Raw genomic sequence first — 12,687 nt, 5'->3', positions numbered from 1 at the left:
CGCGGGATTTCGACTTTTGATAACCGGTTATGGAATTAGAAAAAGTAATGCTAAAACCGGACTGAAATTAGATTATTTCAAATGAAGGGTTATATAAGGAAAAGCTATGGGTGATCCTCATATTTGAGCAGGTGAAACGGTCGTTCACTTGAGCGCCATGGGTTCTGTGAATGGCGATGAATAGCTCCGTCCCAAGTCTCTCCGTCATATCGGGCAAATTGGATTCTTTCCCACGCAGAAAGTAAAAGGACTCGCTTACCCGCTCCGGTAAAGGTAAATATTTTTCACGTTTATTTTGTTTCTTTCAGAAGATTAATATTTCCACTCTTTATTCATTTTCTATTTTTTTGATTAACAAAATCACAACCATTGGTTTTATCACCTGAAAAAATAAAAAATGGTGGTTTTTAAAGCCAAAACCCATTGGCTTGTTAGAAAAAAAGAACCATGCTTCAATTAACGCTCAGTTTGTAATGTTAATGTTATCTTAACAATTATGAGGTGGACGTTAGATGGAATCCAGACGCACCAAGGTTTTAATCGTTGATTCGACAACGGAAAAACATTTTCCCCAGCCGGATATTGAACGAGAAATCCTGGCAGGACATGATGTTCGCTTGGTACATATCAGCAATATCAATGAAATACCCACCGAGTTCCTGCCTGAAATAGAGTTCATGATCATCTGGGCGTGCATCCCGTCCATCCAGTTCAATCAGGCTTTTTTAAGCAATTTAAGCCGCTGCCGCGCGATCGTTAAAGCCGCCGTCGGTTACGATAATGTGGATATTGACGCTGCCAGGCAGCTCGGCATCGCCGTGTACAACATTCCCGACTACGGCACAGAAGAAGTGGCCGATCACACCTTAGCGCTGCTGCTCGGCGTAGCCCGTAAACTCAACGACATCAATTTGCATGTCAGACAAGGTGGTTGGGACTGGGCCAGCGTCAAAAAATTGTATCGCTTGCGCGATAAGACCCTGGGGATCATCGGTTTTGGCCGCATCGGCGGTGCCGTGGCAAAAAGAGCGGCGGCCTTTGGCTTGAACATCCGGTTTTACGACCCCTATGTCGCCAGCGGGATTGATAAAACGCATGGCGTAACGCGCTGTGAATCCCTTGAGGAGCTGCTCGCTTCGTCGGATATCGTGTCTGTCAACGCTTCCCTAAACCGCACTTCCCACCATCTCCTTTCCGGGCCGCAATTTCAGCAAATGAAAGAAGGCGTATTGCTGGTCAATACGGCACGCGGGGGCATTGTGGATTCACAGGCTTTGTTGGCGGCGCTTAATTCCGGCAAGGTGGCTGCGGCCGGGCTGGACGTCCTGGAAAATGAGCCCGATATCCCCGCAGGTTTCAGAGATCTGGATAACGTTATTCTTACCGCACACTCAGCTTTTTACACTGAAGAATCGTTCCTGGAAATGAGAACCAAATCAGCCGAGCTGCTTTTGGGCATTATGGCCGGGGCTAGCGTGCGCAACTGTGTCAATGGGAACAGTATCTTACAGCCGTCGTGATCAATAAAAGCATGGAGAAAAACAATGTCTGCCGAGCAAAATATTGTCGTTAAACAGGTTGAAGAAGAAACGCGTTTTTCAGAAAAACTGACGCCGTATTTAAAAGAACTCAGCAAAACCAGCCAGGCAATAAAGGATATGTATGAGTTCAATCCTGAATATGAAACATTGCCGGCCAATCTTGACGTTGACCTGCTGAACGAAAAAACATCCACGCCCGTTTTTGGTACGGTAAAAAAATATGATGGCCAACTATTGGTCTTGCTCTCTTACACCTGTGCCGCCAACTGCCGGTATTGTGAACGGCAGGATCGCGTGGGGGTTGGCCTGGATGTGGAAGGTCGGTTAAAAATGTCTCAGATTGATGATATCGTTGATTATATCGCCAACGATAAAAGCATCTACGAGGTCATCGCCAGCGGTGGCGATCCGCTGACCAACCCCAAAGGTCTGCAATATCTGTTTAATCGATTGAAAGCGATCGACCACGTAAAAGTGGTCAGGATCCATACCCGCTATCCGCTGCAAAACCCCGGCAAGGTGCGTATGGAATTGATGGAAGAGCTGGCGCAGGCTAAACCGACAGTATATTTGAGCCTGCATATCGACCATCCCGATGAGCTGCAACCTGAAGTCATCGAGATGATCCGGGCTTTCAAAAAGATGGGCTATGTGTTGCTGACGCAAACCGTCTTCCTGAAAACAATCAATGACGACAAAGACACGCTGAAAACCCTATTTTTGCGTTTATTCGAGTTGGGCGTTCGCCCCTATTACATTTATCACGGTCAGGAAGTCACCTCTACCCGGCGTTTTGTCATGCGTCTCGAAGATGAGATGGCGATCATGACGCAGCTGCGCAATGAACTGTCCGGCCTCGCCTTCCCCCAGCACGTTATCGATATCCCCAGCGCTTCCGGCAAAGTGGTGGTGCCGAGCGATCACTGGCAAACGGATACCGCTACCGTCACGGACTTTTATGGCAAAACGGTCAGAACGGCCGACTGGTCGCCCATTACCAACTAAAACTACAGGGAAAGAGGTTATCGCATGAAAACATTTATCATATTGCAGAACATTGTCACCTTCCGGGCTGACTGGAATAAGCTGATCGACAGGGAAAAATACGCGGTCTGCCTGCTGACGGGGAAACAGGGCTGGGGCAATTTGCCTGCAGATCAAAAACCTTGTTTCGACGATATTCAGATCTGCGATCCCTTCACGACAGAAGAACTGGCGCAAGCCTGTCGCGATCTTTTTACCCGTCGCAATATCACCAATATGGCGGAGGTGAGAATCATCACCAACGACGAGTATTTTCTGGGGCATGCAGCGCGCCTGCGGGAGACATTCGGTATTCAGGGGGCAACGTTTGCGCAAACTGAACCCTTTATCAATAAGTTGCGCATGAAGGCTGTCATGGCCGCCGGCGATATCGATATCCCTCGGGTCGTTCCCTTTTCTCCGCAGGCCTATCAGGCAGCGCCTGAACGTTATCTTCAGCAAGTTGAGCAGCCTTTGTCTTATCCGATATTCGCCAAGCAAATTGATTCGGCCGGCAGTGAGCGAATCGCCAAAATTCATGACCGCCCGGCGCTGCGGCAATGGTGTGAAACCAATAAAGACGTTGAAAACTATGAGCTGGACCAATTTATTGAAGGAACGCTGTTCCATGTCGACAGCCTGGTTTATCAAGGAAAGATCGCCGATATTTATATCTGCCAATACAGCCACCCCAACGCCGAGTTTATTGATGGCAAACCAGTAGGCAGCTTGCCGCTGGACAAAGAAAATCCGCTGTATTCGCGCTTCGAAGCCTATAACTCCCGCGTATTCGATGCGTTGGGCTATGTGCCTGACGGCGCGACTCATCTGGAAGCCTTTCTGACCAAAGATGACCGTATCGTGTTTCTGGAAATCGCCGCCCGCGCGCCCGGCGGCTGGATCCCGCAAATGCATGCCCTGTGTTCTGGCCGCAATATCGAGGAACAGCATTTTCTGGCGCAAATGGGCCTGCTGGAACAGGCGAACGAGCGGCCTGTCGGCTACGCCGCCTGGGTGTGGTATCCGCATCGGGAAGGCGCGCGCGCCGATATAGAAAAAAATATCAGCGTCGGCAGCGCATATAAAACGACATGGGAGGTTCCGCACGGCACGCTGCTGACCAGACCGCAGAGCGTACGCGACCGCATTGGCGGGATCCTGCTGTGGAATGATTCGCTGGCGTCTTTAACGGCGGACTTCCAATGGCTGGTAAATGACTACCTGCCTTATCACGATGCCGTGGCGGCAGATGACGGGGAGAGTCAGTAAATGAATACCGCCGGCATGTTGCGATTATGGTTTCCCAGTGCGATCAGCATCAGTCTGCTGAATCTGGAACTCCCTATCATCTCGCTTATTCTTTCGGCCTACAGCCTCAAGGCATCCGGCGATTACGCCATTGCCTTGAGTACTTTCATGTTTGCCAACGCGTTTGTTTTCCCTCTGTGCGCGGTGGTCATCAAAATGAAAAAGAGTGCGGAGACGCTGATGTTTTCCGCGCTGCTCGCCGTCGCGGTCTTTTTGATATTCAATCTGGGCGTTTGGGGTTTTAGGCAACATATCAGCCCGCATATCACCTTTATTACCCACGTGTTTTCGCTTTCTCTGCTGGCCGTAGGCGTCCGACGTTATCTGCAGGGATGTTGCATCCTGGAAGGGAAAACCGCCCTGATGAGCCGCGCCTCGTTCGTCCGCGTGCTGGTTTCGGTGCTCGGTTGTTATGCGCTGACCCGGTTTCAGGTGCCTGTGGATATGGCGGCGATCCTTGCGCTTGTGGCGGGTGCCTATACGGAGGCCATTTTGCTGTTGCTGTTGGTCCTGCGTCAGGGGATTCGGCTACACGAAGGGGGCGGCAGGCACTATCGGCAAATCATCGCGCCTTACTTTTCGGCCTTTCTGATGACCGCCTCGTCGCTCATGAGCAACATCATTGTCGTCATCTGTCTGAGCCGGGTTATCGGTGGGAGTGAAGTGCTGCAATACTGGCCGTTAACCTTTGGCCTGATCTGCATTTCCATCGGTGCGGTGTTGGATATTGAGAGCATCCTGCTAAAAATATTGGGGCATCAGCCGCAGAAAAAACAGCAGTTCAGCTTCCTGGCGCTGCTGTGCCTGGCGGCGCCCATATTGTTCGTTGCATTGTGCCTTATTCTTGATCGATTTGATCTGTTGCCGGCCGGAAGCAGAACGATTTACATGAATGCGGAATTTTTCATCGCCATCGTCGGTGTGTCGATGCTGTGGATTTTACGGGGTTATATTCGCGCCAACCTGATGAACGACAATCGGCTGAGGATCATCAATGCCAGCATTCTGGTGGCGATGATGACCCCTTTAGCCGTGTTTTACGCCGTCGAAATACCCAACTATGGCGTCATGCTGTCGCTGTCGATTTTTTCCGCGCTGATTATACTGGAGCTGTTGTGCTATGGGCTTTACGGCATGACGCAAGCCCTGCAACGGCGACAGATCGCCGCAGAGTAGTGCTCTTGGTTCATTCAATGATGATAAGGCTCCGCAAGGAGCCTTGATGATGACAAAGTGCTTTTTTTCATGGTGGTGCAGAGCATGCAGCGCCCCGACGAAAGGGACGGGTGAAGGCTTTATCCTGAGTTTCCAGCCTTAAGCCAGCCACTCCGGCAAATCGTTCAGGCCCATTGCCTGGCGCACCAGTTTCGGCTTAACGCCCGGCAGGCTGTCGGCCAGACGCAGACCGACATCGCGCAGCAGTTTCTTCGCCGGGTGATTGCCGTCAAAGAGCTCGCGGAACCCTTGCATACTCGCCAGCATCACGGCAGCGCCATGTTTGCGGCGGCGCTCATAGCGACGCAGGTACAAATGTTGGCCAATGTCCTTGCCCTGGCGTTGCAGGCGCCGCAGTTCGGCGATCAGCTCGGCGGCGTCCATAAAGCCCAGGTTCACCCCTTGGCCGGCCAACGGATGCACGGTATGCGCCGCATCCCCCATTAACGCCAGACGGTGCGCGGCAAAGCTGCGCGCGTAACGCCCGGTCAACGGGAAGGTCTGGCGTTCGCTTTCGAGCCGACAGGCCCCGAGGCGCAGATCGAACGTCATCGCCAGCTCACGGTTAAATTGCTCCGGATCCAGTTGCTTCAGGCGCTCCGCTTCTTCCGGCGCTACCGACCAAACGATAGAGCACAGATGCGGATCGCTGAACGGCAGAAACGCCAGAATGCCATCGCCATAAAATACCTGCCGCGCCGTCGCCTGGTGCGGCTCTTCGGTGCGGATGGTGGCCACCAGCGCGTGATGACGGTAATCCCAGAAGGTCAGCGGAATATCGGCATGCTGACGCAGCCAGGAATGCGCGCCGTCGGCGCCCACCACCAGCCGTGCAGTCAGCATGCGGCCATCTTCAAGCGTGATAAAGGCATCGTTCTCGCCCCAGGCCACCTGTTTTAGCGCCGCCGGGGTGATCAGCGTGACATCGCTCAGGCTTTCCGCACGCTTCCACAGCGCCTGCTGGATCACCGAATTCTCAATGATATGGCCGAGATGACTGAAGCCGCATTCATCGCCGCGAAAGGCGATCTTGCCGAAGCTGTCGCGATCCCACACTTCCATCGCGTTGTAGGCACTGGCGCGTAGGGCGAGGATTTCGTCCCACACGCCAATATGCTGCAGCAGGCGCTCACTGGCGGCGTTGATGGCGGATACGCGCAGCGCCGGCTGTTCCTGCGGCGGCGTCATTTCCGGTTGCCGGTGCTCCAGCACCGCAACGCGCAGGCCGCTGCCTTGCAGGCCACAGGCCAGTGCCAAACCCACCATACCGCCGCCGGCGATAACCACGTCAAATGATTGCATGCTGCTTAATTTCCTTAAATGACTCGCTGCGCAGCGATTGCGCGGCGTTGCGGGCGCAATCGCTGCACCCCTGCTTATACACCAGCCTAGCGATCCACCCAACCCAGCGTACGTTTGGCAAAGGCATCTCGCACCGCCGGCAGCTGTTCCATCGCCATCAGACTCAGATTGCGCCCGACCACCAACGGACCGTAACGGTTGGCGAACAGCCGGATCAGGCCGTCGGTCACGCCGACCGTCGCCTGCTGATCTTTCTGTCGCCGCTGCTGATAGCGGCTCAGCAGCGCATAGCCACCGGGATCTTCGCCCGCCCGCTCCGCCTCTGCCAGCGTTTCCGCCAGCGACATCACATCGCGCAGCCCCAGATTGAACCCCTGGCCGGCAATCGGATGCAGCGTCTGCGCGGCATTGCCCACCAGCGCCAACCGATGGCTGACATGCCGGCTGGCGGTCAGCAGACTGAGCGGATAGCTGTGCCGTTTGCCGGTTTTGACGATCCGGCCCAGCCGCCAGCCAAACGCCTGTTGCAGCTCACTGATAAAGCGGGCGTCATCCCAACCATCGACCTCGGCGCGATCTTCACGCGCATGGCACCACACCAGCGAACTGCGGCCCTGAGACATCGGCAACAGCGCCAATGGCCCATAGCGGGTGAAACGTTCAAAGGCACGCCCCTGCGGATCCTCTGAAGTAGTGACGTTGGCGATGGTGGCAAACTGCGGGTATTCGCTTTGTTGCCACTGTACATTGCAAGCTTGTGCCAGTGCCGAACGCGATCCGTCCGCCGCCACCAACAGTTGCCCGTTGATGCGCCGTCCGTTATCCAACAGCACTTCGGCGCGATCTGCGGTACGCAGCACGTCGACCACCCGTGCCGGGCAGTGCAGCGTGACGCCGGGCGCTTTGGCCAGCAACGCGAACAGCCGTTGGCCGGCGTCATGCAATTCAATTACCTGACCAAGCGCATCGACCTGATAATCTTGCGCATACAGGTTAACAAAGCCGGCGTGGCCGCGATCGCTGACGTGCACATGGGTAATGGCCGTCGCACAATCGCGTAGCGCCGGCCAGACGCCAATACGCGTCAGTTGCTGGCAGGTGCCCTGCGCCAAGGCGATGGCGCGGGCGTCAAACCCCGGATGGCTGCGGTCGTCCGGCCGCGTAGCTTCGATCAGATCAACCGCCATCCTTCCCTGGGTAAGCGACGAGATGGCCAACGCCAACGTCGCCCCCGCCATGCCGCCGCCAACGATAATTACGCTCATCCGCTTACCTTGCCGCCGCCATCAACGCTTCAATGGCATCGGCGTCTTTCACTACGCCGGCGGTCAGGTTTTCATTGCCGCCGGCGGTGATCACAATGTCGTCTTCAATGCGAATGCCGATGCCGCGGTATTGTTCCGGCACGTCGGCGTCCGGTGCGATGTACAGACCCGGCTCGACGGTCAGCACCATACCCGGCTCCAGTTCGCGATCGCGGGCCGGCGTGACATAATTGCCGACGTCGTGCACGTCCAGCCCCAGCCAGTGGCCCAGGCCATGCATGTAGAACTGACGGTGCGCCTGTTCGGTAATCAGTTGATCCACTTCGCCTTTCAGGACACCCAGCTCCACCAGCCCGGAAATCATGATACGCACGACCTCGTCGTTCGCTTCACGGATGCTGGCGCCGGGTTTTAACAGCTCCAGAGCCCGCAGCAGCGACTTCAGCACAATGTCGTACAGGGCTCGTTGCGGTTTGCTGAATTTACCGTTCACCGGGAAGGTTCGGGTGATGTCGCCGGCATAGCCTTTATACTCGCAACCGGCGTCGATCAGCACCAGATCGCCATCGCGCAACTCACTTTCGTTTTCTGTGTAGTGCAGGATGCAGGCGTTTTCGCCGCCACCGACGATGGTGTTGTAAGACGGGTAACGGGCGCCAAGGCGGGTAAACTCATGCAGGATCTCCGCCTCGAGCTGATACTCGAACATCCCGGGGCGACATTTTTCCATCGCGCGGGTATGAGCCAGCGCGCTGATCTCACCGGCGCGACGCATCACTGCCAGTTCTTCCGCGGATTTGAACAGGCGCATCTCGTGCAACCACGGGCGCCAGTCGGTGATGGTTGCCGGCGCTTGCAGGTTCTGACGGAAGCCTTTGCGCAGCTTGTCCAATGCCGAGAACAGGATCTGATCGGCATAGGCGTATTCGCCCTGCGCGTGATAAACCACGTCCAGGCCATTGAGCAGCAGGTGCAATTGATCGTTGATTTCATCGAACGACAGTGCGCGATCCACCCCGAGCTTCGCCGGTGCGGCATCCTGGCCCAGGCGACGGCCAAACCAGATTTCCGCGGTCAGATCGCGCACCCGGTTGAACAACACGCTGTGGTTATGCGTTTCGTCGCTCTTCACCAGAATCAACACCGCTTCCGGCTCGTTGAAACCGGTCAAATACCAGAAATCGCTGTTCTGACGGTAGGGATATTCAGTATCTGCACTGCGCGTCGCTTCCGGCGCAGAGAAAATAATTGCCGCGCTGGCCGGAGCCATTTTCGCCAACAGCGCCTGACGGCGGTTGTTGAATTCCTGCTGAGTCATCACCTTCTCCTGAAATCAATCTGCCTGTGCTCACGGCCTCTACGGGCGTGGTATCGGGGTTTAGTGCAAGGTCGGTTTGGCATTCTCCGGCGCCGTCGGCTTGCGGCGGGTAAATTCGGTATGGCACAAAATAGCCGCCACCCGCACATACTCCACCACTTCCTCCAGAGAGTGTTCCAGCTCTTCCTGATCTTCGTCTTCGTCGTAACCCAGTTGGGCGATATTGCGCAGATCGTCGATCGCCTCACCCACTTCGTCTTTCACCTGAGCCAGTTTCGGTTGCATCATCCCCAACCCGAGCAGGAAATGGTTCACCCACCCGGCCAGCGCGTCGGCGCGATCGAAGACGGTTACCGTTTCGCCTTCCGGCATCATCAGTTGGAACATGAAGTCGTCGTCTTCCAGCGTTTCACGCGTAATTTCATAAAGTTGCTGGAGCGGCAGGTTCAATGCCTGCGGAAAGGCCACGCCTTCGTTAGTCAGATCGTAGACCAGCGTTTGCCAGCCGGCGTCGCGGCTGCCACCGCACAACAGGCCGCTGATCAAACCGTGCATTTCTGCTGCGGTCAACGCCACCGCTTGCTGGTTGAGAGCAACGGTCAAAGATTGGTAACTTGGAAATGTATTCTGTATAGACATGCGCATTCGTCATCGTTGGCAGGATAAGTTCGTGTTATGCTACCACCAAGGTCCATCGCTGTACCAGATAAGCGCGACACCTCAGTGGCTAGTTATAATCGTGATGCGCCAGAACTCACACAGTGCCGGCAAGGAGCAAAATGACGCTAAATACGCATTTTGAAACCCTTTTTTGACTGGTAATGTCTGTCGCGGTAGATTACAACCAGGTACTGAAAAAGGGGTTGTATCTTGGTACCGAGGTATATATAGTGGCGCCCGCTTTGGTGGCTCGGTAAGGGCGAACTGGGGCTGGCGCGAAATTTAGGCAGGAAGGTGGCATGTCTGCACAACCGGTAGATATTCAAATTTTTGGCCGCTCGTTAAGAGTCAATTGCCCGCCAGAACAACAAGATGCGTTGAACATGGCGGCGGACGATCTTAACCAACGGTTGCAAGATCTTAAAGTTCGCACTAGAGTCTCAAATACTGAGCAACTGGTTTTTATCGCGGCATTGAACGTATGTCACGAACTTGCTCAAGAACGGTTGAAAACCCGTGATTATGCGTCCAATATGGAACAACGCATTCGTATGCTGCAACAGACCATTGAACAGGCTTTGCTTGAACAGGGTCGCATCTCTGAACGTCAGGATGCACAATTCGAATAACTTAAGTTGCTGAAATCTAAGGTTTCGGCAATGAGTAAAAAATTTCTCTGAGATGTTCGCCAGCGGGCCAGTCCCCTGAGCCGATATTTAGTACCAACAGAATGTGATGATCCGCGATCGGTGTGCATGCTCGGCCCGCCGAGAAGCCTTAAGATTGCGACAGCACGTTCACCTTGAACCATGGGTTCAAGGGTTACAGCCTGCGACGGCATCTCGGAGATTCCCCCTTCCTCAGCGGTATGTGTGCTGATTATGTCTTTTCAATCCCAATATGCCCAACAGCGGCAGAATATCCGAAACCTAATCCGTCAACGTCGTCGCGCCTTATCGCCTGAACAACAACATGATTTTGCTTTGCAGATAGCCGATCGTATCGCTGCGCATCCGCGTATTCTGGCGGCGCAGAGCGTTGCTGTCTTCTTGTCGTTCGACGGCGAACTGGATACCGGTCCGTCGATCGAACGGTTATGGCGGCAGGGATTGCAGGTTTATCTGCCGGTTCTGCACCCGTTCAGCGCCGGCAATCTGCTGTTCCTGCGCTATACCCCGGATACGCTATTGGTGAACAACCGCTTTAATATTCTCGAGCCACAGCTCGACGTACGCCACGTATTGCCGGTCGGTGAACTCGATGTGGTGCTGACGCCACTGGTCGCCTTTGACAGCGCAGGCCAGCGTTTGGGGATGGGCGGCGGGTTCTACGATCGCACCCTGCAAAACTGGCAGCTTACGGGCCTCTACCCGATAGGGTTGGCGCATGACTGTCAGCAGGTGGAAAAGGTCCCGGTGGAGCATTGGGATATCCCGTTACCGGAAATCATCACCCCGTCGCAGAATTGGGTGTGGCGGGAGCAGGAATAGCAAAAGGCCGGATTTATCCGGCCTTTTCGTTAACGCGCAAACAATCAGAACAACAGACGGGCGCGAATGGTACCGGCAATCGCCTTCATGCGCTGCAATGCGGCGTCGGCACGTTCGGTTTCCGCATCGATATCGATAACCACGTAGCCGATTTCCGGACCGGTTTGCAGGTACTGCGCAGCGATGTTCACCCCTTCTTCCGCGAAGATCTGGTTAATCTGCGTCAGCACGCCCGGGCGGTTCTCGTGAATGTGCAGCAGGCGGCTGGCGTTCGGGCCATGCGCCGGCAGCGACACTTCCGGGAAGTTAACCGCCGACAGGGTCGAACCGTTGTCGGAGTATTTCGCCAGCTTGCCCGCCACTTCGTCGCCGATGTTCTCCTGCGCTTCCTGAGTGGAGCCGCCGATATGCGGAGTCAGGATCACGTTGTCGAACTCGCACAGCGGCGAGTTGAACGGCTCGCTGTTGGTCGCAGGCTCTTCCGGGAAGACGTCGATCGCCGCACCGGCCAAATGTTTGCTGGCCAGTACCTTGCACAGCGCAGGGATATCCACCACGGTGCCGCGCGAGGCGTTGATCAGAATCGAACCCGGCTTCATCAGCGCCAGCTCTTCTGCACCCATCATGTTCTTGGTCGACAGGGTTTCCGGCACGTGCAGCGTCACCACGTCGCTCATATTGAGCAAATCGGACAAATGCCTTACCTGCTGGGCATTACCCAACGGCAGCTTGTTCTCGATGTCGTAGAAAAACACCTTCATGCCCAGGCCTTCGGCCAGGATACCCAACTGGGTGCCGATATGGCCGTAGCCGATAATCCCCAGTCTCTTGCCGCGCGCTTCGAACGAGCCGACGGCCAGTTTCTGCCACTCGCCACGGTGTGCCTTGGCGTTGGCGGAAGGAATGCCGCGCAGCATCAGCAACAGCTCGCCCAGCACCATTTCGGCCACGGATCGGGTATTGGAGAAAGGCGCGTTAAACACCGGAATGCCGCGTTTGGTCGCCGCTTTCAGATCAACCTGGTTAGTGCCGATACAGAAACAACCCACCGCCACCAGTTTTTCTGCGGCAGCGAAAACTTCTTCGGACAGATGCGTACGCGATCGGATGCCGACGAAGTGAGCATCGCGGATGGATGCCTTAAGCGCTTCGGTGTCTAACGCACCTTTGTGATATTCAATGTTGGTATACCCGGCCGCAAGCAGATTATCTACCGTGCTCTGATGAACCCCTTCCACCAACAGGAATTTAATCCTGTCTTTCTCCAATGATACTTTTGCCATTTACCCGACCCTATATTCAGACTTCAGAAGCGGCTGTTATGAAACAGCACGCATCCAACATAACAAAAATAACGCGGGCGGCAATACAAACGATTGCCTGCCCGTCAGTACAAGGCTCAGCGTTGTTGCCGGTTTTTGGCAGAAAATGCCAAAGGGAAAGAAATAGACAGAAGCTTTGTGGAGCCAAGGCTCACAATGTGACATATGTCACCAAATTTGGCGCTTTTAATAAAAGATATTTTAGCCAGTGAATTATGCGGTCGGGCAGGATCCAAGACCGCA

Annotated in this window: 11 protein-coding genes and 1 other RNA gene; 7 read left to right on the top strand and 5 right to left on the bottom strand. The window is 54.8% G+C overall.

Features of this window, described 5'->3' with window-relative positions; genetic code table 11:
- The first annotated feature begins 512 nt into the window (after positions 1-512).
- From SPL01S_RS12190 to SPL01S_RS12175, 4 genes are read left to right on the top strand one after another with little or no spacing between them, the layout of a single operon-like run.
- Positions 513-1,520, top strand: a complete 1,008-nt coding sequence (locus SPL01S_RS12190) for a C-terminal binding protein (protein WP_063200095.1) — start codon at positions 513-515, stop codon at positions 1,518-1,520.
- A gap of 24 nt (positions 1,521-1,544) precedes the next feature.
- On the top strand, positions 1,545-2,546 hold the full coding sequence (locus SPL01S_RS12185; protein ID WP_006327758.1) for a radical SAM protein: 1,002 nt from the start codon (positions 1,545-1,547) through the stop codon (positions 2,544-2,546).
- Between the two features lie 24 nt (positions 2,547-2,570).
- On the top strand, positions 2,571-3,833 hold the full coding sequence (locus SPL01S_RS12180; RefSeq protein ID WP_063200092.1) for an ATP-grasp domain-containing protein: 1,263 nt from the start codon (positions 2,571-2,573) through the stop codon (positions 3,831-3,833).
- On the top strand, positions 3,834-5,048 hold the full coding sequence (locus tag SPL01S_RS12175) for a hypothetical protein (RefSeq protein ID WP_063200089.1): 1,215 nt from the start codon (positions 3,834-3,836) through the stop codon (positions 5,046-5,048).
- Positions 5,049-5,186: 138 nt separating this feature from the next.
- Here the strand turns inward: SPL01S_RS12175 and ubiI are convergent, their stop codons facing one another.
- The 4 genes from ubiI to SPL01S_RS12155 form a co-directional block, all read right to left on the bottom strand.
- Positions 5,187-6,389 carry an FAD-dependent 2-octaprenylphenol hydroxylase gene (gene ubiI, locus SPL01S_RS12170; RefSeq protein WP_004952495.1) on the bottom strand — a complete coding sequence of 401 codons (1,203 nt, stop codon included), beginning with the start codon at positions 6,387-6,389 and terminating at the stop codon, positions 5,187-5,189.
- A gap of 86 nt (positions 6,390-6,475) precedes the next feature.
- Positions 6,476-7,654 carry a 2-octaprenyl-6-methoxyphenyl hydroxylase gene (gene ubiH / locus SPL01S_RS12165; protein ID WP_004952498.1) on the bottom strand — a complete coding sequence of 393 codons (1,179 nt, stop codon included), beginning with the start codon at positions 7,652-7,654 and terminating at the stop codon, positions 6,476-6,478.
- Positions 7,655-7,658: 4 nt separating this feature from the next.
- A complete protein-coding gene (pepP, locus tag SPL01S_RS12160) occupies positions 7,659-8,972 on the bottom strand; it encodes a Xaa-Pro aminopeptidase (protein WP_063200086.1) in 1,314 nt (437 codons plus the stop codon).
- 60 nt (positions 8,973-9,032) lie between these two features.
- The gene (locus tag SPL01S_RS12155; protein WP_062792733.1) at positions 9,033-9,611 is read right to left on the bottom strand and encodes a YecA/YgfB family protein; all 579 of its coding nucleotides are present in this window, start codon (positions 9,609-9,611) and stop codon (positions 9,033-9,035) included.
- 320 nt (positions 9,612-9,931) lie between these two features.
- Between SPL01S_RS12155 and zapA the strand changes: the two genes are divergently transcribed.
- The 3 genes from zapA to SPL01S_RS12140 all read left to right on the top strand — a co-directional run bounded on the left by zapA (position 9,932) and on the right by SPL01S_RS12140 (position 11,122).
- Positions 9,932-10,261 (top strand): cell division protein ZapA, encoded by a 330-nt coding sequence (gene zapA, locus SPL01S_RS12150; protein ID WP_004931621.1) that lies wholly within the window; start codon positions 9,932-9,934, stop codon positions 10,259-10,261.
- 41 nt (positions 10,262-10,302) lie between these two features.
- A non-coding RNA gene (gene ssrS, locus SPL01S_RS12145) (6S RNA) lies at positions 10,303-10,485 on the top strand.
- Between the two features lie 28 nt (positions 10,486-10,513).
- Complete coding sequence (locus SPL01S_RS12140; protein WP_063200287.1) at positions 10,514-11,122, top strand: 5-formyltetrahydrofolate cyclo-ligase; 609 nt, start codon at positions 10,514-10,516, stop codon at positions 11,120-11,122.
- A gap of 44 nt (positions 11,123-11,166) precedes the next feature.
- Here the strand turns inward: SPL01S_RS12140 and serA are convergent, their stop codons facing one another.
- Entirely contained in the window at positions 11,167-12,405 is a 1,239-nt protein-coding gene (gene serA, locus SPL01S_RS12135; RefSeq protein ID WP_063200083.1) for a phosphoglycerate dehydrogenase, read from the bottom strand.
- Positions 12,406-12,687: the final 282 nt, after the last annotated feature.

Source organism: Serratia plymuthica NBRC 102599 (genome assembly GCF_001590925.1).
Taxonomy (GTDB): domain Bacteria; phylum Pseudomonadota; class Gammaproteobacteria; order Enterobacterales; family Enterobacteriaceae; genus Serratia; species Serratia plymuthica.
This window is presented reverse-complemented; position numbering and strand designations above follow the sequence as displayed.